Annotated in this window: 22 protein-coding genes; 15 read left to right on the forward strand and 7 right to left on the reverse strand. The window is 64.4% G+C overall.

Annotation, left to right across the window (positions count from 1 at the left end; all coding sequences use genetic code 11):
* Window positions 1–4 precede the first annotated feature (4 nt).
* Window positions 5–928 (forward strand): dimethylarginine dimethylaminohydrolase family protein, encoded by a 924-nt coding sequence (locus QNO18_RS00650; protein ID WP_283176106.1) that lies wholly within the window; start codon window positions 5–7, stop codon window positions 926–928.
* A gap of 162 nt (window positions 929–1090) precedes the next feature.
* Here the strand turns inward: QNO18_RS00650 and moaB are convergent, their stop codons facing one another.
* The 3 genes from moaB to QNO18_RS00665 form a co-directional block, all read right to left on the reverse strand.
* Complete coding sequence (gene moaB, locus QNO18_RS00655) at window positions 1091–1621, reverse strand: molybdenum cofactor biosynthesis protein B (protein WP_283176107.1); 531 nt, start codon at window positions 1619–1621, stop codon at window positions 1091–1093.
* On the reverse strand, window positions 1618–2247 hold the full coding sequence (locus QNO18_RS00660; protein WP_283176108.1) for a LysE family translocator: 630 nt from the start codon (window positions 2245–2247) through the stop codon (window positions 1618–1620). The genes moaB and QNO18_RS00660 overlap by 4 nt, the downstream gene beginning before the upstream one ends.
* Before the next feature lie 328 nt (window positions 2248–2575).
* The gene (locus QNO18_RS00665) at window positions 2576–3475 is read right to left on the reverse strand and encodes a uracil-DNA glycosylase (protein ID WP_283176109.1); all 900 of its coding nucleotides are present in this window, start codon (window positions 3473–3475) and stop codon (window positions 2576–2578) included.
* A 128-nt stretch (window positions 3476–3603) separates the two neighbouring features.
* On the opposite strand from QNO18_RS00665, the gene QNO18_RS00670 reads away from it, so the two are divergent.
* From QNO18_RS00670 to QNO18_RS00710, 9 genes are all read left to right on the forward strand, one after another.
* Window positions 3604–4566: an aspartate carbamoyltransferase catalytic subunit gene (locus QNO18_RS00670; RefSeq protein ID WP_092899310.1), complete on the forward strand. Its 963-nt coding sequence runs from the start codon at window positions 3604–3606 to the stop codon at window positions 4564–4566.
* Between the two features lie 9 nt (window positions 4567–4575).
* Window positions 4576–4878, forward strand: coding sequence for a hypothetical protein (locus QNO18_RS00675; protein ID WP_283176110.1), 303 nt, complete (start codon window positions 4576–4578; stop codon window positions 4876–4878).
* A 238-nt stretch (window positions 4879–5116) separates the two neighbouring features.
* The gene (locus QNO18_RS00680) at window positions 5117–5242 is read left to right on the forward strand and encodes a hypothetical protein (RefSeq protein ID WP_283176111.1); all 126 of its coding nucleotides are present in this window, start codon (window positions 5117–5119) and stop codon (window positions 5240–5242) included.
* A 3-nt stretch (window positions 5243–5245) separates the two neighbouring features.
* Window positions 5246–5860 (forward strand): hypothetical protein, encoded by a 615-nt coding sequence (locus QNO18_RS00685; RefSeq protein WP_283176112.1) that lies wholly within the window; start codon window positions 5246–5248, stop codon window positions 5858–5860.
* Between the two features lie 236 nt (window positions 5861–6096).
* A complete protein-coding gene (locus QNO18_RS00690; RefSeq protein ID WP_283176113.1) occupies window positions 6097–6474 on the forward strand; it encodes a hypothetical protein in 378 nt (125 codons plus the stop codon).
* 58 nt (window positions 6475–6532) lie between these two features.
* Window positions 6533–7192, forward strand: coding sequence for a hypothetical protein (locus QNO18_RS00695; RefSeq protein WP_283176114.1), 660 nt, complete (start codon window positions 6533–6535; stop codon window positions 7190–7192).
* Entirely contained in the window at window positions 7189–8466 is a 1278-nt protein-coding gene (gene pyrC, locus QNO18_RS00700) for a dihydroorotase (protein ID WP_283176115.1), read from the forward strand. Before QNO18_RS00695 ends, pyrC begins: the two co-directional genes overlap by 4 nt.
* Window positions 8467–8531: 65 nt before the next feature.
* Window positions 8532–9182 carry a glycerol-3-phosphate 1-O-acyltransferase PlsY gene (gene plsY, locus QNO18_RS00705; RefSeq protein WP_283176116.1) on the forward strand — a complete coding sequence of 217 codons (651 nt, stop codon included), beginning with the start codon at window positions 8532–8534 and terminating at the stop codon, window positions 9180–9182.
* A 6-nt stretch (window positions 9183–9188) separates the two neighbouring features.
* Window positions 9189–9743: a hypothetical protein gene (locus QNO18_RS00710; protein WP_283176117.1), complete on the forward strand. Its 555-nt coding sequence runs from the start codon at window positions 9189–9191 to the stop codon at window positions 9741–9743.
* Here QNO18_RS00710 and QNO18_RS00715 read toward each other — a convergent pair.
* The 3 genes from QNO18_RS00715 to QNO18_RS00725 form a co-directional block, all read right to left on the reverse strand.
* Window positions 9732–11078 carry a glutamate--cysteine ligase gene (locus tag QNO18_RS00715; RefSeq protein ID WP_283176118.1) on the reverse strand — a complete coding sequence of 449 codons (1347 nt, stop codon included), beginning with the start codon at window positions 11076–11078 and terminating at the stop codon, window positions 9732–9734. The genes QNO18_RS00710 and QNO18_RS00715 overlap by 12 nt on opposite strands.
* A 131-nt stretch (window positions 11079–11209) precedes the next feature.
* A complete protein-coding gene (locus tag QNO18_RS00720) occupies window positions 11210–11755 on the reverse strand; it encodes a hypothetical protein (protein WP_283176119.1) in 546 nt (181 codons plus the stop codon).
* Complete coding sequence (locus tag QNO18_RS00725; protein ID WP_283176120.1) at window positions 11752–12477, reverse strand: 16S rRNA (uracil(1498)-N(3))-methyltransferase; 726 nt, start codon at window positions 12475–12477, stop codon at window positions 11752–11754. Before QNO18_RS00725 ends, QNO18_RS00720 begins: the two co-directional genes overlap by 4 nt.
* 141 nt (window positions 12478–12618) lie before the next feature.
* Between QNO18_RS00725 and ubiA the strand changes: the two genes are divergently transcribed.
* The 5 genes from ubiA (at window position 12619) to QNO18_RS00750 (ending at window position 18819) form a co-directional block, all read left to right on the forward strand.
* Window positions 12619–13548, forward strand: coding sequence for a 4-hydroxybenzoate octaprenyltransferase (gene ubiA, locus QNO18_RS00730; protein ID WP_349293875.1), 930 nt, complete (start codon window positions 12619–12621; stop codon window positions 13546–13548).
* A gap of 102 nt (window positions 13549–13650) precedes the next feature.
* A complete protein-coding gene (locus QNO18_RS00735) occupies window positions 13651–15942 on the forward strand; it encodes an OmpA family protein (RefSeq protein ID WP_283176122.1) in 2292 nt (763 codons plus the stop codon).
* Window positions 15939–16268, forward strand: coding sequence for a hypothetical protein (locus QNO18_RS00740; RefSeq protein ID WP_249499193.1), 330 nt, complete (start codon window positions 15939–15941; stop codon window positions 16266–16268). The genes QNO18_RS00735 and QNO18_RS00740 overlap by 4 nt, the downstream gene beginning before the upstream one ends.
* Before the next feature lie 230 nt (window positions 16269–16498).
* Window positions 16499–17977: an NAD-dependent succinate-semialdehyde dehydrogenase gene (locus tag QNO18_RS00745; protein ID WP_283176123.1), complete on the forward strand. Its 1479-nt coding sequence runs from the start codon at window positions 16499–16501 to the stop codon at window positions 17975–17977.
* Window positions 17978–18249: 272 nt separating this feature from the next.
* A complete protein-coding gene (locus QNO18_RS00750) occupies window positions 18250–18819 on the forward strand; it encodes a peptidoglycan-binding domain-containing protein (protein WP_283176124.1) in 570 nt (189 codons plus the stop codon).
* 229 nt (window positions 18820–19048) lie between these two features.
* On the opposite strand, the gene QNO18_RS00755 is transcribed toward QNO18_RS00750, so the two are convergent.
* Entirely contained in the window at window positions 19049–21049 is a 2001-nt protein-coding gene (locus QNO18_RS00755; protein WP_283176125.1) for a hypothetical protein, read from the reverse strand.
* Window positions 21050–21195 lie beyond the last annotated feature (146 nt).

A 21195-nucleotide genomic window follows, 5' to 3' on the forward strand; every position in this document is an offset into this window, starting at 1 on the left:
AAAAATGAACGTGCAAACGAAGCCTGAACCCTTTTCCCTCCAGCGCCGCAAGGCAGGTGGCGGCACCGCGCCGCTGGCGAATTGGGGCTTTGCGAATGAGACTGACCGCCTGACCGATGTGCTTTTGGGCGATCCGGCCTATCTGCGTCATATGGCAACCTCGTCGCTGTCGCGCAAACATCTGCGCGAAAACCCCTGCAACATCCAGGAGGCCCAGGCGCAGCATAAAGAGCTGAAAGCGGCCTATGAGAGCTTTGGCGTTCGCGTACATACCGTGCCGCCCGAGGCGGAACTCCCGATGCAGGTCTATACCCGCGATTCGTCCGTGATGACCCCATACGGCGCCGTGATCACCGCCATGAGCCAGCCCTGGCGGCGCGGCGAGAACTATGCCGCCATCCGCCATTACGAGAGCCTCGGCATCCCTATCTATGACATGGTCACCGCCGGCACCTTCGAGGGCGGCGATTTCAACGTGATCGAGGAAGGCGTGCTGCTGGTCGGATGCGGTGGCGCGCGCACCAATGAAGATGGCGCCCGCCAGGTGGCAGGCTGGTTCGAGGAGGAGGGCTGGGAGGTCCGCCTCGCCTTTATCGACGAATATTACGTCCATATCGACCTGATGGTGGTGCCGATCGCACCGAAACTCACCGCCGTCTGCCTCGCCTGCACCGAGCCCGCAATTGTCGACTGGCTGAAGGCGAAAGGCCATGAGATCATCGATGTACCCTTCCAGGACACGATGGCGCTTGGCTGCAATTTCATGAGCCTTGGCGGGGATCGCATCATCGCGCCCCAGGTCTCGCAAACCCTGATCGGTCAGCTGAAAGCGCGCGGCTTTGACGTGGCCGTGGTCGATACGGCGGAAATCTCGAAAACCGGCGGCGGCATCCATTGCATGGCCCAGGCACTGAAACGCGAGGGCTGATTCTGATCTGCTGGTCAGTCGCGCGCGGGTTTTGCCGCGCCTGGCTGACCACCTTGCAGCACCGTGAACCTGGCCTCAGATCTGCGGCGCAGAGATCCGAACCCGTCCTTCTCTCATCCTTCATTCCCGGGTTTCACCCGGGTCAGGCCCAGGCGCCAGGGCTCACTTGCGCCGCTTGTGTTCCTCGAGTCGCGGGAAAATTTCCACGAAGTTGCAGGGGCCGTGGCGGTAGTCGAGCTGTTTGACGAGGATCTCGTCCCAGGCGTCCTTGCAAGCACCGGTCGAGCCCGGCAGCGCGAAGAGATAGGTGCCGCCCGCAACCCCCGCGCAGGCGCGGCTTTGCACGGCGGAAGTGCCGATCTTTTGCATCGAGACAATGGTGAAGACCGTGGAAAAGGCGGTGATTTCCTTTTCATAGACGTCATGATGCGCCTCGACGGTCACATCGCGCCCGGTCAGCCCGGTGCCGCCGGTCGAGATCACCACATCCACATCGGGGTCGGCGATCCAGGCGCTGAGCTGCGCCGCGATCCGCGCGCGGTCATCGGTGACAATGGCGCGTGCGGCGAGGATATGGCCCGCCGCTTCCAGACGCGCCACCAGCGTCTCGCCGGACCGGTCCTCGGCCAGGCTGCGGGTGTCAGACACGGTCAGCACGGCGATGCGGGTGGGAATGAACTCTCTTTCGGTCATGCGGCACGCTCCATCACGGCAAGGCGCAGGGCAAGCGCTGCAAAAATGCCGCCGGTCGCGCGGTTCATGCCCCGCGCCAGCCGGTCCGATCCGAGCAGCGCCCGCCCGAGGCGCCCGGCAAAGATCCCGACCGCGCCATTGATCACGAGGCCGCCGACGCAGATGATCACCCCAAGGGCCAGAAATTGCGGCAGAACCGGCTTTGACGCCGTCACGAATTGCGGCAGGAAGGCAAGGATGAACAGTGCCACTTTCGGGTTCAGCAGATTGACCACCAGCGCCTCGCGAAACACCCTGGCTGCGGGCGCGCGGGCGACAGATGCGATCTCGGGTCGCCCCGCATTCCAGGATCTGACGGCCAGCCACAAGAGATAGCCGACACCGCCCCAGCGGATCACCTCAAAAGCCAACGGATGCGCTTTCAGGAGCGCCGCCAGCCCCAGCCCGGCGATCAGAACATGCACGAAACAGCCAAGCGCGATGCCGAGATTGGCCGCCATGCCCGCACGCGCGCCGCCCTTCAGGCCCTGGGCAAGCACGAACATCATATCCGCCCCTGGCGTGAGGTTCAGTGCCAGCGCGGCAGGGAGGAAGGCCAGCAATGTCACAGCATCAACGGGAAACATCAAAAGCCACCCGGTATCTGAGGATGTCGGATTGCGGATATGAAGATGTCAGGCCTAGGTTTGATTACCTGCCGGCGCGGCTTTGCCGGCGCCTCATTCGCCGCGGCCAGCAATTTTTCACCGAATTCTTCGCCCGGGATATAAGACCGCATCCCGGCAAGATCGCCATAGGGCCCTGGCTTTAACCACTTGCAATTTGCCAGGCCGGCGCCCTCTGCCTCTTCCCCCTGGGCGGCGACGGCCTTTGCAGGCAGGGTCCGCCCATACCCCGGCGCGCGCGGACGCAGCGGCATCTTCGCCAGTGTAAGAATTGCGGCAGGGCGCATGATCATCCCTTGTCGAGAAAGGCCCGCAAAGCGAGCAGATCGGCCCAGGCCTCGCGCTTGGCGGCGGGGGTGCGCAAAAGATAAGCCGGATGTGTCATCGGCAAAAGCGGCTTGTCCAGCGCGGTCGTCCAGCTGCCCCGCGCGCGCAGGATGCCGCGATTGCCGGTCAGCGCGACAAGCGGCGTATTGCCCATGACCACGATCACATCCGGGTCAGCCAGCGCGATATGGCGTTCGACAAAGGGGCGCAGCATGGCGATCTCGGCCGGGCTGGGGTCGCGATTGCCTTCGGGGCGCCAGGGCATGACATTGGTGATGTAGAAAGAGGCGGCCGGATCGGGGCTCTGGCGGGTCAGGCCGATGGCGCCGAACATGCGGTCCAGAAGCCTTCCGGCCTCGCCCACAAAGGGGCGTCCCTCGATATCCTCTTCGCGGCCCGGCGCCTCGCCGAGGATCAGAACCCGTGCCTTCGGATTGCCATCGGCAAAGACCGTGTTGCGGGCGCCGCGTTTCAGATCGCACAGATCAAAGCCGCGAATGGCTGTTTCCAGCGCCTCCAGCGTGGTGGCCGAGGCGGCTGTGGCGCTGGCGACCGCAACCGGATCAATCTGCGGCTCGGGCGATGGGTCGTAAGTCTGAGAGACGGCGTTCTGGCGGGTTGGGTTCTGGCCGCGCGCCGTGGCTGCGGGGGCTGCTGCGCGGACCGGCTTTTCGATCACAACCTCATAGCGGTTGACGGGTGCCTCGCCGATCACCTCGTCGATGCCGCAGTCCAGCTGCCAGTCCAGCGCGGCGTAAGAGGCATTCCAATCAGCGGCCACGGCTGCGGCAAATGCCGCCGGGTCCGGCCCTGCGCCATCCGGTTCCGCCGCCCCTGCCATGATCCCGGTTTCGATTCCCATAGCGCGCAGGCTAATGCCCGCAGCGCCGCGCCACAAGCCAGCCGCCGCCAAAGCAGCACCGACAGCGGCGCTTGCCCCTTTTCCCCCGCTTTGCGATAAGAGATCACGCACATTACAGGGATCACGCCATGGCTTTCCATGCCCGCCACCTTCTCGGGATCGAGCCGCTCTCGCCCATGGAGATCACCACCATCCTCGATCTCGCCGACCGCTATGTCGATCTGAACCGCCGCACGGTGAAACAGTCGGACACCCTGGCGGGGATGACGCAGATCAACATGTTTTTCGAGAACTCGACCCGCACGCAGTCAAGTTTCGAAATCGCGGGCAAGCGCCTTGGCGCCGATGTGATGAACATGAATATGGCGACCTCCTCGGTGAAAAAGGGCGAGACGCTGATCGACACCGCGATGACGCTGAACGCGATGCATCCCGATCTGCTGGTGGTGCGGCACGGCGCCTCGGGCGCGGTCAATCTTCTGGCGTCCAAGGTGAATTGCGCGGTGCTGAACGCGGGCGACGGGCGGCATGAACACCCGACCCAGGCGCTTTTGGATGCGCTGACGATCCGCCGGGCCAAGGGGCGGATCGACCGGCTCACCATCGCGATCTGCGGCGATGTCGCCCATAGTCGCGTTGCGCGCTCGAACCTGATCCTTCTGGGCAAGATGGGCAATAACCTGCGCCTGATCGGGCCGCCGACGCTGATGCCCTCGGGCTTTGCCGAACTGGGCGCGACGATCATCGAGGATATGCGCGAGGGCCTGAAAGGCGCCGATGTGGTGATGATGCTGCGGCTTCAGAAAGAGCGGATGGATGGCGGCTTCATTCCCTCGATGCGGGAATATTACCACCGCTACGGGCTCGATGCCGAGAAACTGGCCTATGCCAAACCGGATGCCATCGTGATGCATCCGGGGCCGATGAACCGGGGCGTCGAGATCGATGGCGAGATTGCCGATGACATCAACCGCTCGGTGATCCAGGACCAGGTCGAGATGGGGGTCGCGGTGCGGATGGCCTGTATGGATCTGCTGGCGCGCAATCTGCGCAGCGAGCGCGGCCGCCGGATCGCCGAGAGCTATGTCTGAGGCGGCCGGATGACCGCGAACCGGGGGCAGACCGGGGCACAAGAGCAGGCCGTGACGCGGGAACAGGCCGGAGCTGGCGCCGCGCCTGCATCTGTGATCCTGTGGCAGGCCCGGCCGGATATGCGCATCTATGCCCTGATCGCGGTCATCGGCTCTGTGATGGGCTTTTACCCCGTCCTGCGCCTTGCCACTGCCATAGCCGGAACCGGCGAGCCGCTGCCGCCGGTCGAAATCGCCTTCGCGCTGATCGCGGCGGCAATCTTCGTTTTCTCGGTCTTCATACTGGTTTTCATCCTGGCTGGCGGCTCGTGATCGAATATCGCCTGGAGCAAGGGACCTTCTTTGTCGAGCGCCGGTTTCTCGGCAGGCTCCGCAGCCGCGCCTATCCCGTATCCGGGCTCCGTTTCTTTCGCATCCGCAGGTTTTCCTGCCTGGTTCAGGCCGGAAAACCCGGCCCTGACGGCAGCTGGCCTGCCAGCTCCACCATAACCCTGTTCAGTGCAGCCGATCGTGACAGCCTGCGCCGCGCGCTGCCGGAAGGAACCTTCCCGTGACCACGCCCGACCCCAATCGCAAACCCACAAAAGCCGAGATGCGCCAGGGCGGCATGGTCGCCACCGCGGTCCTGCTGATCCTCGTGGTGCTGACCGTGGTTTTCGTCTGGGTCGGAGGCTGATCCATGACCCCCACCGCCCCGCCAGGCTGGGAGGATATTCTCGACCCGGGCGAGGAGATTCTATGGCAGGGGCGCCCGGAGGCACGGTTCGACTGGATGCGAATCCTCAGTTTCCGCCTGATCGCAGGCCTTCCTTTCACCGGCTTCGCGCTGATCTGGATCTATATGGCCTCGGGGGCTGGCATTGGTCTTCCCTTTCCGGTCAACCTGATCTTTATCGCCTTCGGCCTGCCCGTGCTTTTCATCGGCCTGACCCTGTGTTTCGGTGCGCCGCTCGGGCGCTGGCTGCGGCTCAGAGGCAGCTTCTACACGCTGACCGACCGTCATGCCTTTATCGCGACTGAAATTCTTGGCCGCCGCCGGCTGCAGCGCTTTGCGCTGAACTCCGGCCTGCATCCGGCGCTGGAAGAGGGGCTGCCAGGTTCAGTCTGGTTCGCGACCCGCAGCTGGGATGTGGTCAGCCTGACGCGCGGCAGCCTCATCGGCTTTGTCCATAGCATCGGGATTTTCGGAGAAAAGATCGGATTCGAGCAAATCCCCGAAGCACGGCGCGTCTTCGCGCTGATGCTCGATGCCATGCGCCAGCCTGCATCCCCGACTGGTCGGGGCGCATCATGACACAGTCGGACGCAGCTCAGATGCCTGACCGGGATCCGCTCGAAACCGGCAGACCAATCTGGAGGGGCAGACCCACCGCTGCCATCTCCTGGAAAAACACGCTCAGCCGCCAGTGCCTTATTGGCCCTCTCCTCTTTGCGACCGGGGCCTGGCTTGCCCCCTGGCTCGGGTCAACCGGGGTCGAACATATGCAAACCCACAGAGGCATAAGGTATCCGGGCGCTGGCGGCGCGGTAATGGCGCTCAGCGGGGGCACCCTGGCTTTCGCAGGGCTTTGGCTGGCGGCGGTGCCGGTCTTCGGCACATGGCTGCGGCTGCGGTTTTGCCAATACATGCTGACGCGGTCCTCTGTCTGGATCACCTCGCCCTGGCGCGGAGTGCGGTCCTGGCCGTTGTTACCGGGGCAGCGGATCGTCGCAGATGACAGCCGGCCCGGATCGGTCTGGTTCCGGTTCAACCTGCCCCCACGCGCCGCGCCGAACCGGCCGAGCCGCCGTATCCTTTCCGCCTTTGGTGTGTCACCGCCGGATCGCATCGGGTTTGAACAGATCCCTGACGCAGCCCTTGTCGCCAGTCTGATGCGCGAGGCCATTGTCGCGCTCCCGGAAACCTGAGCCCCGGAACTGATCCGCACTTCCCGAACCTGAAATCCTGTCCCCGAGACCCGCCCCGATGACCGCAACCGCGCCCCCTGCCCCGCCCGACTGGAGCCGCGATCTCGCGCCCGGAGAACGGCTGCTCTGGACCGGACGCCCGGCACCGGGGCGGCGTTATGGCCGGAATGATCTGGGCATGACGCTGATCGGCGTGATGGTGTCCCTTTTCGCTTTCCTGTGGATCGCTTTTGCCGCGACATTCCTGCGCGATCCGGCAATGGCGCCCGGTCAGGCCCCGCTCCTTGGGCTGGTGATGGTATTTTGCGCCATTGTCGCGGTGCTGAGCCTGTTCCTCGCCTCCTGGCTTTTGTGGCGCGGCTGGCTCACGCGTGAGCGGGACCTTGAACGCAGCTTCTACGCGCTGACCGACCGGCGCGCGCTGCTGCGGCTGACCGGCCCCCCGCCGCGGTTTTCGCGCCCGAAGCTCACCTCCTGGCCGATCCTGCCTGAAAGCATCCTCGAAATGACCGGCGATCCGCGCCATGGAACTGCCTCGCTGCATCTGGCGGTGCTCGTCACGGTAGACAGCGACGGTGACACGTCCTACACCCGCACCGGGTTTGAACGTCTGACGGATGCAGAACAGGTCCTGCAGCTGGTGCTCGACATTCAGGCCAAAGCAACGCTGGCCAAGGCAAAGCTGGCCAGATCCCAGCCCGACACGGATCCCGGATGACCATCCTTCATTTCACCAATGCCCGCCTGATCGACCCCGAAACGCTGAGCGATACGACGGGCAGCCTGACCGTGGTGGATGGCCTGATCGCCGAGCCCGCGAAGAAACTGCCGAAAGGCGCGGTCACCATTGATTGCGGCGGCAAATGCCTCGCCCCCGGGATCGTCGACTGGGGCGTCAAGATCGGTGAGCCGGGCGAGCGCCACCGTGAAAGTTTCCGCTCGGCGGGCCTTGCGGCTGCGGCGGGGGGCGTGACCACGGTGATCGCGCGGCCCGACACGCTGCCCGCGATCGACACGCCCGAAGTGCTGGAATTCGTCACACGGCGCGCCGCCGAGGCCGCCCCGGTCCGCATCCGCCATATGGCGGCACTGACCAAGGGGCGTCTTGGCCATGAGATGACCGAGATCGGCTTTTTGCTGGATGCGGGCGCACTGGCCTTCACGGATGCCTTCCATGTCTCGACCGATACCCGCGCGCTGAGCCGTGCCCTGACCTATGCGCGTTCGCTTGGCGCGCTGGTCGTGGGCCATCCACAGGAACCCGCGCTCTCAAAGGGCGGCGCCGCGACTTCCGGCAAATTCGCGAGCTTCCGCGGCATTCCGGCGGTTTCGCCCATTGCGGAACGGATGGGGCTGGAACGCGATCTTGCGCTCGTCGAGATGACCCGCGCCCGCTATCACGCCGATCAGATCACCACCGCGCATGCCCTTCCCGCGCTGGCGCGGGCAAAGGCGGCAGGTCTGGATGTCACTGCAGGCACCTCGATCCACCATCTGACGCTGAATGAGCTGGATCTGGGTGATTACCGCACCTTCTTTAAACTGACGCCGCCCTTGCGGTCGGAGGAAGACCGTCAGGCGATCATCGCGGCGCTGGCGGATGGGCTGATCGATGTGATCGCGTCCTTCCACACGCCTGCCGATGAGGAATCGAAACGTCTGCCCTTTGAAGAGGCGGCCCCCGGCGCGGTGGCGCTTGAGACAATCCTGCCGGCCGCGATGCGGCTCTACCATGCCGGCCATCTGAGCCTGCCGCAGATCTTCCGCGCCATGGCGCTGAACCCGGCGAACCGGCTTGGCCTGCCGCAGGGCAGGCTCTCGGTCTCGGCCCCGGCGGATCTGGTGCTGTTTGATCCGGATGCGCCTTTCCTGATGAACCGCTTTACGCTGCAATCGAAATCGAAGAATACGCCCTTTGACGGGGCGCGGATGGAGGGGCGCGTGCTGGCCAGCTGGGTCGGCGGGCGCGAAGTCTTTCGCTCGTCAATCTGAAACGCAGCCTGGGGTAAACGCTGTCATCGGGCCCGGGCCCTGTGAGCGCAGGGGAGAGAGAATAAATGCCGGATTTTGTAACCGGGCGTGAGACGCTGATTCTGGTGGCCATCCTGGCCTATCTGCTGGGATCGGTGCCGTTTGGGGTGCTGATCACCCGCGCGATGGGCCTTGGCGACCTGCGTCAGATCGGGTCGGGGAATATCGGCGCGACCAATGTTCTCAGAACCGGCAACAAGGCGGCGGCGTTGGCGACATTGCTGCTCGATGGCGGCAAGGGCGCGCTGGCGGTTATCCTGGCGCGGAGCTGGGCTGGTGCGGAAGATGCCGCCCAGGTCGCAGCGCTGGCGGCTTTCCTTGGCCATCTCTTTCCGGTCTGGAGCGGCTTTCGCGGCGGCAAAGGGGTTGCGACCTTCCTTGGGATCCTGCTGGCGCTGGCGCCGCCGGTCGGCATTCTGACCTGCCTGACCTGGCTGATCGGCGCGATTGCGACCCGGATGTCCTCGGCGGCTGCCCTGATCGCAGCGGCCCTGACGCCGCTTTGGGTGCTGGTCGCCGGGATGCAAGACATGCCGGTCTGGATTGCCTCACCCGGTGCGGGGCGGATGCTGATCCTCGTCGTGCTGCTGACGGTGCTGATCTATATCCGCCACACCGCCAATCTGAAGCGGATCAAATCCGGGACCGAGCCGAAGATCGGCGGGAAGAAGGCCTGATCTGCGATGGTTGAACTCAGCCTCGCTGTCCTGCTTCCGCTTTTGCTGCTCGCCTGGCTGCTGGCGCTTGCCCTGGGCTTGCGGCGGCGGTGGCGGGCGCGGGCAAAGGCCCGCAGACCGCTTGCGGTGCTTGATGGGTCCAATGTGATGCATTGGCGCGACGGCAGGCCGCAGATCGCCACCCTGTCCGAGGTGCTGACCCGGCTTGATCTGATGGGCTATCGCTGCGGCGTGGTTTTTGACGCCAATGCCGGCTACCTGCTGACCGGGCGCTATATGAATGACCGGCAATTCTGCCAGCTGCTCGGACTGGAACAGGACCATGTTCTGGTGGTGCCCCGGGGCGCGCAGGCCGATCCCTACCTGCTGGATTTCGCAAATCAAAGCGCGGCGGTAATCATCAGCAATGACCGCTTTCGCGACCGGATCGCCGGATATCCCGACCTCGCCCGCCCCGGCCGTCTGGTTCGGGGCGGCTATCGCGACAATGCGCTGTGGCTGGATCTTGCCCCGGCAGGGCAAGAGGCCAGGAAACAGGGCGCCCGCAAATCAGTAGCTTGACGCGTCATAAACCGGTGCGAGGCTGCCGGCCCAGTCGCCATGATACAGATCGAGCCAGCGGTCGGCCTGGACTTTTCCGGCCTTGACCGAGGTGATCAGCGGCGCAAGCCAGATCTCTTCGCCATACCCGCGCTCTGCCAGCCCGGTATGGGCAAGCGAGACCGCCGCATGGGCCAGATCGGCCAGCTTCACCCCATTCGCCTCGCCCTGCAATGCCGAAACCGAGGCGGCGACGCGCAGCTCCTCGCGGGTCTCGCTGTCGATATTGCGCACCAGTTCCCATGCTGCATCCAGCGCGGCATCATCATAGGTCAGCCCGGTCCAGAAGGCCGGCAGCGCGATCAGATGCGCGCGGTCGCCGCAATCCGCGCCGCGCATCTCGATATATTTCTTAACCCGCGCCTCGGGGAAAACCGTGGTCAGATGGTCCGCCCAGTCGGACAAAGTCGGCTTCTCGCCCGGCAGCGCCGGAAGCCTGCCATCGAGGAAATCGCGGAAGCTCTGTCCGAGCGCATCGATATATTTGCCATCGCGATAGACGAAATACATCGGCACATCGAGCACCCAGTCAACATAGGCCTGAAAGCCCATGCCTTCGTCAAAGGCGAAAGGCAGCATCCCGGTGCGGCTGTCATCAAGGCCGCGCCAGATCCTGGAACGCCAGGATTTATGCCCGTTCAGCTTGCCGTCAAAGAACGGGGATGATGCAAAAAGCGCGGTCGCCACCGGCTGCAAAGCCAGCGCCACGCGCAGCTTTTTCACCATGTCCGCTTCTGACGCATAGTCGAGATTAACCTGCACCGTCGAGGTGCGGTACATCATCTGCGTGCCATGGGTGCCCACGCGGCCCATGTAATCGGTCATCAGCCGATAGCGGCCTTTCGGCATCACCGGCATCTGGTCATGCGACCATTCGGGCGCCGCCCCGATTCCCATGAACCGGACGCCCATCCCCTCGGTCACCGCCGCAACCTCGGCAAGGTGATTGTCGAGCTCAGACGCGGTCTCGTTGATGGTCAGGACCGGCGCGCCGGAAAGCTCAAACTGGCCGCCGGGCTCAAGGCTGATATTTGCGCCGTTGCGGGTAAGGCCGATGACGTTCTCACCTTCAAGCACCGGCTCCCAGCCGAAACGCGCCTCAAGACCTGCGAAAATCGCGGAAATCGAGCGCGGGCCGTCATAGGGCAGCGGCTGCTTCGTATCGGTAAGCCAGCCGAACTTCTCGTGCTCGGTCCCGATGCGCCAGTCTTCCTTCGGTTTACAACCGCTTTCCAGCAAGGCCGCGAGCTGGTCAAGGCTCTCGATCGGGCCGCCTCCGGATTGTGGTATCGACATGGGCTGGCTCCGGCTTCGCTGTCAACTGGTCTCAGGCGACTGACCTGTCCTGTCCCGGGGGATATTGTCAAGCCCGCCAGATGCACAGGTCCTGTGAGCTGGCGTTACGGATGGGCCAGTCGGGCGGCCACTCACACAGGCCGGATGCCGCTGCCGGGCCGCGTCCAGACCAGATGTTCGCGCGCGCCGGTCGAGGGCAGCGTGCTGCCTTGCGGCGCGACATCTGCGTCAAGCGCCGCCACGAGGCTTGCGGCCGTCAGCCCTGGCAGGCTGGTCAGCGCATCGGCGAGATCCCCGGCCCCGGCAGATTCGAGCGGCACGATCAGCCGCGCCCCCGAGAGGTCGCGCATCTGCCACAGCCTGCGCCCCCGGAGCGTGACCAGCTTCAGTTCTGCAAGGTCATTAAGGCTGACCTCGCCCCCCATCACCGGATGCAAAAACCGGATGCGGCCCTCGTCCACCTCGATCAGCCCGGGCGCCGAAGGGTCGGCCTGAAAGCGCATACGCCGCCAGCCATTGACCGCCCAGCCAAGCCCGAGCGCCATCACCGCCAGCCCCGGAAGCTGCCAGACCAGGGTGCCGCCGGCAAAGATCCAGCTGCCGAACAGAAGGAAAGCCGCGCCCTCGATCACGCCCTGCCAGCGCCGCGCACCGGCGATGAGTTCGGGGCGGATCATGCCCAGTCCCCGAACGACCGCTGCCAGAGCGTCACCGCCGCCAGCGCCGCCGTTTCGGCGCGCAGGATCCGGGGGCCCAGGGCGACCGGGCTGACAAAATCGAGACTGTCGAGTTTCGCGCGTTCCTCGGGTGTGAAGCCGCCTTCCGGCCCGATCAGGATCGCCGCAGGCGCGCCCGGCGCGCCCGGCCAGGTCCCATCAGACCCCGCCCGGATCTCATCGGCCCAATAGATCCGCCGCGCCGGATCCCAGCCCGCCAGAAGCCGGTCGAGCGGTTGCAAATCACTGATCCCCGGCACAAAGGTCGCGCCGCATTGCTCGGCCGCCTCAATGGCATGGGCCTGCTGCTTGTCGAGCCGGAGCCGTTCGGCATTCATGCGCCGGGTCGAGACGGGCATCAGACGCGCCACCCCTAGCTCCACCGCCTTTTCAACAATGAAATTCGTGCGTTCCTTTTTGACCGGCGTGAACAAAAGCCACAGATCCGGCGGAAAATCCTGCCGCCGCGTCTGCGCTTCGCAGACCAGCACCCCGCGCCGCTTATTCGCCTCGGCCACGCGCGCGCGCCATTCGCCGTCACGCCCGTTGAACAAGAGCACCTCGGCGCCTGTTCCCAGCCGCATCACGGCAAAAAGATAATTCGCCGCACCCTCAAGGACTGCGACGGCTTGCCCCTCACCAAGGGGCTGATCTACATGAAGTCTGACTTTCGGCCCGGACATGGAGGCGAAACTATGGCGCCCACAGACAGAACGCCAGAGGGAAGCGGCCAGCCCGAAGGGGATGATCTGCTGTCGCCGGTCGAGGCGGCACGGCTTGCCGATCAGCTGGAGGCCACGGCGGCGAAGATCAGCACCGGCCAGGTGGCGGATGCGCCGCGCGGCAATTGGGTGGATCATCTCGCCCCGCCGGTGACGCGGCCCTTCCTGCGGCTGTCGCGGGCAGACCGGCCGATCGGGACCTGGCTTTTATGGCTTCCCTGTCTCTGGGCGCTGGCGCTGGCGGCCAATGATGGGTCTGGGTTTTCCTGGTGGGATCTGTGGCTGGTGGCCTCTTCCGGGGCTGGTGCCTTTCTGATGCGTGGCGCGGGCTGCACCTGGAATGACATAACCGACCGTGACTTCGATGCCTCGGTCGCGCGGACCCGCTCGCGTCCGCTGCCTTCGGGCCAGGTCACGGTGAAAGGCGCGGTGATCTGGATGGCGGCACAGGCGCTGATCGCGGCGCTGATCCTGTTCAGCTATAACCGGCTGGCGATCACGCTTGGCATAGGCTCGCTGGCGCTGGTGATGATCTATCCTTTCGCCAAACGCTTCACCTGGTGGCCGCAGGTCTTTCTTGGCTTCGCCTTCAACTGGGGGGCGCTGCTGCTTTGGGCGGCACATTCCGGAGATCTGCCGGTCGCGGCAGTGATTCTGTGGCTGGCGGGTATCGCCTGGACGCTGTTTTACGACACGATCTATGCCCATCAGGACAAGGAAGATGACGCGCTGATCGGGGTGAAATCCACCGCGCGGCTGTTTGCCGACCGGACCGGTCAATGGCTTGCGGGCTTTCTCGTGCTTTCGGTACTGCTGTTTGCGGCGGCGGTGATCCTCACCATCCCCGCAAGCCGGGGCATCCTGCCTGTGCTGATGGCGCTTTGTGGCATCTGGGCCTTTGGACTGCATCTCTTCTGGCAGTTGCGGCAGCTGGATGCGGATGATCCGGCCATCTGCCTCAGGCTTTTCAAATCGAACCGCGATGCCGGTCTGATCCCTGTGCTGTTTCTTGCCGTCGCAGTCTTCCTCTGATTGATCCCTGCCGCCCAAGCGCCTAGGTAGAGGGACGATCCCGGCGGCCCGGTTCCCGTGGCCTGCGGGACTCCTACGGTTCCGCAAATCCCGGGTCTTCCTTTGCCGCAACGTCTGCTCACCCTGCCCCGTGCCGCTCTCGGTGCCCTTGCTTTCGCAATTGCCGGACTTTTGATGATCGGCATCGCCTTTTGCACGGTGCTGGTGATCGAAGACCGCACCCGGGCCGTGCTGGGTCAGCGCCTGACCGAAGCGCGGATGGACTGGGTCGGGGTGACGACCGACGGGATGCAGGTGGGCCTGAGCGGCACCGCCCCGAACGAGGCGGCGCGGTTTCGGGCGCTGAATCTTGTCGGCAGCCTCGTTGACAGCTCGCGGATCCGCGACGGGCTTGAAGTCGCCCCCACCACCGCCATCGAGGCGCCGCGTTTCTCGGTCGAGATGCTCAGAAATGATGACGGGATCCAGCTGATCGGCCTGATCCCGGCGATCCTCAATGAGGGCGAGCTGGATTCCGAAGGCCTTGCGGCGGCAGCCAATGGCTTTACTGCCGAAGACAGCGCCCCCGCCAATATGCTGCAGACCGCGAACTGGCCGGCCCCCGAGGGCTGGGACGCCTCGCTGCGCTTCGGTCTTGAGGCTTTGTCTTTGCTGAAACGCTCGAAAATCTCGGTCTCGGCCGGTGAGGTACGGGTGACCGCCATCGCCGAAAGTCCGGCGGAAAAGCGGCGTTTTGAAACGGAGCTTGGCAAGCGCAAACCGGCCTCGGTCAGGCTTGATGCCGCGATTTCGGCGCCGCGCCCGGTGATCACGCCCTTCACACTGCGCTTTGTCGTCGATGGCAGCGGCGCGCGGTTTGACGCCTGTTCCGCAGATACCGAACGCGCCCGCAGCCTGATTCTCGCGGCCGCAGGCGCCACCGGGATGGAGGGGCCGGCGATCTGCACCGTGGGCCTTGGCACCCCCACGCCGCGCTGGTCGGACGCGGCCGCGCTGGCGATCCGCACGCTTGGCGCCATGGGCCAGGGCAGCGTGACCTTCTCAGACGCGGATATCACCTTTGAAGCCGGCGAGGGCGTGACGCAGGAGGCCTTTGACACCGCGCTTGGCGATCTGCGCGCCGGCCTGCCGGATGTTTTCTCGCTGCAACCGGTGCCGCCCTCGACCGAAGCCGTGATCCGTGGCCCCGAAGAATTCACCGCCCGCCTTGTGACGGGGGGGCGGGTCGAACTGCGTGGCCGCCTTGTCGATGAGGTGCAGCAGGCGGCGGTTGATGCCTATGCAAGGGCGTCATTCGGCGCGTCAAATGTCTATGTGGCGACGCTGCTGGACCCGGCTTTGCCTGATGGCTGGCCGTCAAGGGTGCTGGCGGGGCTCGAATCGCTGTCGATGCTGGCTGAGGGCACGCTTGTGGTCCGCGCCGATACGGTCGAGCTGCGCGGCGTGACCGGCAGCCAGGACGCGCGCGGCCGTATTACCCAGATCCTGTCGTCGAAACTGGGCCAGGGCCGCAATTTCCGCGTTGAAGTCACCTATGACAAAAAGCTCGACCCGCTGGCCGCACTGCCGACACCTGCAGAATGCGCCGCTGACGTGGCCGCGATCATGGCGAAATCGAAAATCGCCTTCACGCCGGGATCGGCCGAGATCGCCTCCGAGGCCGGGCCGCTGATCAATGAAATCGCCGAAGTGCTGAAACGCTGCCCCGCGCTGCAGATGGAAATCGCCGGGCATACTGATTCGCAGGGCTCGGAAAGCGGCAATGCGGCGCTGAGCCAGGCCCGGGCAGAGGCGGTGCTGATGGCCTTGCAGGGCCGTCGCGTCGATGTGTCGAATATGACTGCCATCGGCTATGGTGAAAGCACCCCCATCGCGGATAATGCCACCGAGGCCGGGCGCGAAGCCAATCGCCGCATCGAATTCAGCCTGAAGGGCGCCGCCGCCCCGAAACGGCGGCAGAAGCGGCAGCCGCCGGAGAAACAGCCCCCACAGGTGACGAAATCGCCACCGCCCCGGAGGATGAAGATCTCGAAGACCTGGTGCTTGGCTCTTCCGACCCCGATGATCCGGCAACTCCGGCTGATGAAGCGGGCGAGCACGATGTCCAGGTGCCTGCCGCACAAGGGACTGCTCAGCCGGAGACCGCATCGCCCCCTGCCCCCGCATCGGCTGCCGAAGCCGGCCCCGCCCCGGCGGAGGCGGAGGCGCCGTCTGAGCCCGGCCCGGAAATCGTCTATACCTATAACGGCCCCTCGCTGGCCCCGACAGAGCAGACCATCCGCCCGAAAACCCGCCCTGCCAGCGCCGGCCAGAACTGAGCCGCGCGCCCGATTGATAACCCCGGATACGTCGCCCGGATGGCGCCAGCGGGACCAGGAAAGAAGATTTGCATGAACCGGACAGAATTCATCATTGCCACTTCGGTCATCCTGTTGCTGGCCTTTGCGCTTGGCTGGTTCTGCCACTGGCTGCTGCACCGGTTCTCGCGCAATGCCGGCAATGACCTGACCGAGCTGGAACGCCTGGCGCAGTCGCTGCATGAGACCGAAGAAATGCGCGATCAGGCCATTGTCTGGCTGGAAAGCCGCGAGGCGGAACTTGGCAACCAGATCAGCCAGACCGAAGCCGAACTGCGCGCCGCGATGGAAGGGCTGCGCGAGGCCCGCCAGGAAGCCGAAGAGATGCGCGCCTATATCGAACGGATGCACGCGAACAGCTGAGGCCTTCGCGCCTTTCCTTTTCCGGATGCCTCCGGCGGGAGTATCCGGAGCATGAGAAAAGCGGCATTTCCCCTGACTTAAATACTCCCCGAGGAGCGTCCCGATCTGCCGCGCATAATGCCGCCAGCCCTTGCCGGATTTGCGCCGCAACTGGACTGATCGTGCGTCCGACAGTAGACAAGTGGCCTTACGGATGCCACCTGAGGGAAAACCCTTCAGCGGAGGCCTTCATGCCTGATTCCGTCACCAATCTGCGTTCGCTTCTGAAAGATCCCTCGCTTCTGGTCGAAAAGGCCTATGTTGCCGGCGCCTGGATCGATGCCGATGACGGCTCGACCTTCGAGGTGATCAATCCGGCACGCGGCGATGTGATTGCCCGCGTCCCCAACCTGAGCCGCGCCGAAACAGCCCGCGCCATCGCGGCAGCGGAAAAAGGGCAAAAGGCCTGGGCCGCGCGCACCGGCAAAGACCGCAGCCAGATCCTGAGGAAATGGTTCGATCTGATGATGGCAAATCAGGATGATCTCGGCACCATCCTGACGGCTGAAATGGGCAAACCGCTGGCGGAGGCCAAGGGCGAGATCGCTTATGGCGCGAGCTTTATCGAATGGTTCGCCGAAGAGGCCAAGCGGGTTTACGGCGAGACCATCCCCGGACATCAGCCCGACAAGCGTATCACGGTGATCAAACAACCGATCGGCGTTGTCGCCTCGATCACGCCCTGGAACTTCCCGAATGCGATGATCACCCGCAAATGCGGCCCGGCGCTGGCCGTTGGCTGCGCCTTTGTCGCCCGCCCCGCCGCCGAGACGCCGCTTTCCGCTCTGGCGATTGCGGTCCTGGCCGAGCGTGCCGGCATCCCGGGAGAAGTCTTTTCGGTCATCACCTCGAAACGGTCCTCGGATATCGGCAAGGAGTTCTGCGAGAACCCCATCGTGCGCAAGCTGACCTTTACCGGCAGCACGGAAGTGGGTCGCATCCTGCTGCGCCAGGCGGCGGATCAGGTGATGAAATGCTCGATGGAGCTTGGCGGCAATGCGCCCTTCATCGTGTTCGATGACGCCGATCTCGACCGCGCCGTCGAAGGCGCGATGCTGTCGAAATTCCGCAACAACGGTCAGACCTGCGTCTGCGCGAACCGGATCTATGTCCAGGCCGGCGTCTATGATGCCTTTGCCGAAAAGCTTGCCGAGGCGGTCGCGAAGACCAAAGTCGGCGACGGGCTTTCCGAGCCGGTGCAGTTTGGCCCGCTGGTCAATGAGGCCGCCGTTGAAAAGATCGAAAAGCACATCGCCGATGCGACCGCCAAAGGCGCGGTGGTGGCGCTTGGTGGCAAGCGGCACAAGCTTGGCGGCTCGTTCTTCCAGCCGACGATCCTGACCAATGTCACCTCGAAAATGCTGGTCACCACCGAAGAGACCTTCGGCCCGCTGGCGCCGCTCTTCCGGTTCGAGACCGAGGAAGAGGTGGTTGCGATGGCCAATGACACCATTTTCGGCCTCGCCTCCTATTTCTACTCGCGCGATATCGGTCGCATCACCCGCGTCCAGGAAGCGCTGGAATATGGCATCGTGGGCGTTAATACCGGGCTGATCTCGACTGCAGAGGCGCCGTTCGGTGGCGTCAAACAATCGGGCCTCGGCCGCGAAGGCAGCCATCACGGCACCGAAGACTATCTCGAAATGAAGTATATCTGCCTCAGCGTCTGAGCCAGCCTGCCTGGGGCATCTGGCCCCGGACATCAATGGGCGCCGCCTCTTGGGATGTCCGGAGGATGAAGGGATCTGAAAGACTCAAGGGGGCGCCGGGGCGCCCCCTTTCCTGTTTCGCCAAGCCCCTGATTTCAGGGCTGCTATCTGATATCAACGGGGCGTTTTTGCCTGTCAGACATCTCTGGCCCAGATTTGACCCATCGCGCCCCGATCCGGTTCTCTGCACGACCGGAGAGGAGAGCGCAGGCCAATCCAGGAAAGGACATGCCATGCTGCCTGTTACCAGTTCTGACAGACACCAGACCGTCAAAAGCGGGACCGCCAGAAACCAACGCGGCAAATTCCGGGCCGGTATTGTAGCGGCGCTGGCCGCCGCTTCGGTCGCGCTGACCTCGATGCCCGCGCTTGCCTGGGGCAAAAAGGAACAGGGTTTCGTTGCCGGCGTTGCCACGGCGATCATCGTCGACCAGCTGATCCAGAACGGTCAGCACCGCCGGGATCACCAGCCCCCCCGCTATGTCGAACAGCCGCGCTATGTTGAACAGCCGCGCTACTATGAGCCCGCGCCGGTCTACCGCGAGCCGCGCCGCAGCACCAAGAGCTACAGCTCGGTCTATTCGACACCGGCGGGTCAGGCGTTCAACACCTATAGCCCTGGCGAACGCAAAGCGATCCAGCGTCAGCTGCGTCGTGCCGGATATTACAATGGCGGCATCGATGGCGTGTTCGGCACCGGCACGTATAACGCCGTTTCGGCCTGGGCGCGTGATTCAGGCGCCTCCGGCAATCTGCGCACCACTGGCGGCGCCTTTGCCGTCTATGACGGGCTGTTGTTCTGAACCCGGCCTGATCTCAGGCTCCGCTGCGGCGGGTTACAGCGGGCGGGCATAAGAAACCCGCTCGTGAAAACGAGCAGTGGCGGATGAGACCCGGGCGGGCCTCTGGCCGGCAATTCCCCCGGCCGGCCAGAGGACAGGAACCGGAGTACGATCTTTTGAGATCCGGGACCGGGCGCACCCCTTCGTCCTGCCCGGTGGAGTTGGCTTTGCGGTCAAACCTGCCCTGCCCCTAATCCAGATCGTAATTGAACCAGGTCGTCTCATGGACGATCTGGGCGTCATCCAGCACTTTGGGCAGATCGCTCAGCGCAATATCGGTCGACATGGCGGTGAAATCCCATTGCAGCATCAGCTGGCCCGGTCCTGGCGCCGCCCCCTCAAGCCTGTAGCTGAAAGCCGGATTCTCAAGCTGGACCGCCTGCGGAGGCGTCAGCATGCCAAAACGGCCCCGGAGCTCGGCCCGATGCCGGTAATGGCCGGGGCTCAGCCCGATCATCGGCCATTTCCGCCGGCTGGAACGAAGATAATCTGCCCCGCCCGCCGGGAATTGCGCGGTGAAATCCTCGGCTGTCAGCGCAAACCCTGTCATTACCCCCTCATCCCTGATGACCGAAGCCGGCAGGAAATAGCGCTCATGCATCCGCACGATGTTGTTTTCCGCATCATCGGTGAAATCGGGCTCCCGGATCATGGCCATCTGCGGAAAAACGATCTGGTAATAACCGAGCAGTTCGGCGGAAATGTCCCCGATCCCAAGCTCGGTATAGCGGTAGCGCAGATCATCGGCGGCTGATCCGCGATGTTCTGAGGCCACGTCGAGAAACAGGCCCGCCGGGGTGAAACGCCAGGTCTCCTTCACATCGCTGGTCCAGATCGCGGCAGGTTCCGCCTCCATTACCACCGGCTGCGTGATGCCCGCCATCAGCGGCAGCGCAAAGCCGAAATCGGGCGGGCTCATGGCCTCGAGCCGCGCCGCTTGCGGCGGCCGGGACGGGTCGAGCCACCAGAACTGCCCTTCCAGCTCCACCCGTACCAGCGCCAGATCGAGGAAGGCCATCGACGGTGGCAGCCGGTCAAGGGCGCGGCCATAGTCAAAGCTGGTCAGCGCAACATCGGCCTCGACCCCCAGCCGCCGCAACATGCTCCGCAAGAGCAATGCCTTTTCCGCAGCCGAACCCAACCCCCTCAGCGCCACTTCAGCGGGCGGGGTCATCAGCCGCCTGCCAGTCACCCCGGGAACGCCGCTGTCCCCGATCTCGTTTTGCACCAGCAAAAGCGCCGCCGCGATCTCTTTGGTCGTGATCGCGCCCCCATCGGCCGGGCGCAGCGCATCGACCCGCGCCTGCCAGGGGCCAAGCGGCCAGTCCGCCGCATAATGGCCCGCCAATATGGTCGCGATCCGTCCCCAGTCACGATCGCCGCTGACCCGCAACACCGCGCGTTCATCGACCCATGAAGGCACAAGTTCTTCGCCCGGGGGCGTGATGAAATCGAAAAGCTGATAGTCATAGCGCGTGCCCCCGCCCGCAACCGGCCCGGTTGCCAGCGTCACCTCATCGGGCAAGGCCGGGGTGAAAATCTCTCGCCCCCCCGGCCAGTTCACCACGGCCCGTGCAAGTGTGACGCGGTCGTCGAATTGCAGCGGCGCCACCGCCTCCAGGTCAAGCCCGCGCTCCGGAGCCGACAGATCGGGGCGCGATATGCGCAGGAAAGACAGATCGAGACTGTCGCCGGCGCGCAGCGTGGGAAAGGTCATCATGACGAAATACTGCGGATTGAGCGGGCTGGCCTCATAGCTGGCGCTGAACAGCTCGACCGCCATTTGCGGTGTGTTCCAGAGCTGGATCTCCTCGCCATCGCGCCAGAGTGAGGCGCCCGTCAGCGTAAAGTCCTCAAGCGCACTGTTATAGTCGAAGATCTGTGTACCGGCTTCGGTGGCGGCCCCTTCGGTCTCCATCTCGATCACCTGGCGTTCCCAGATCTGGCGCCTGCCGCCCTCCCAGGTGAATTGCATTTCCCTCAGCAGATAGCGCGGGCGGTCGATCTCGTCACTTCCTATACCGGAAAGCGTTGTGATATCAGGAAGATAATCCACCCATTCCGGAACAGACACCCGTTTGAGCCCCGCCTCTTCGGCACTAGCCGGCATGGTGACCAGAAAAGCCGTCAGCATGGCAGCGCCCAGCATCAAAACGGCCTGAACAAGTGCGAAACGCGCAACGCGGACCATGTCATCTCTCCCTGGGGCAGCGGAGTGGTCTGCCAAAAGCTGCGGCGAGGTTCCGCGCGGGCGAGCCTGCTGCAAAGCCGCCGGCGCGACAAGGCGGCAAAACTGCGGGACCAGAAGGCCGCTGCGGAAAAAAATGTCCCGCGCCT

The organism is Gemmobacter sp. 24YEA27 (assembly GCF_030052995.1).
Classification (GTDB): domain Bacteria; phylum Pseudomonadota; class Alphaproteobacteria; order Rhodobacterales; family Rhodobacteraceae; genus Pseudogemmobacter.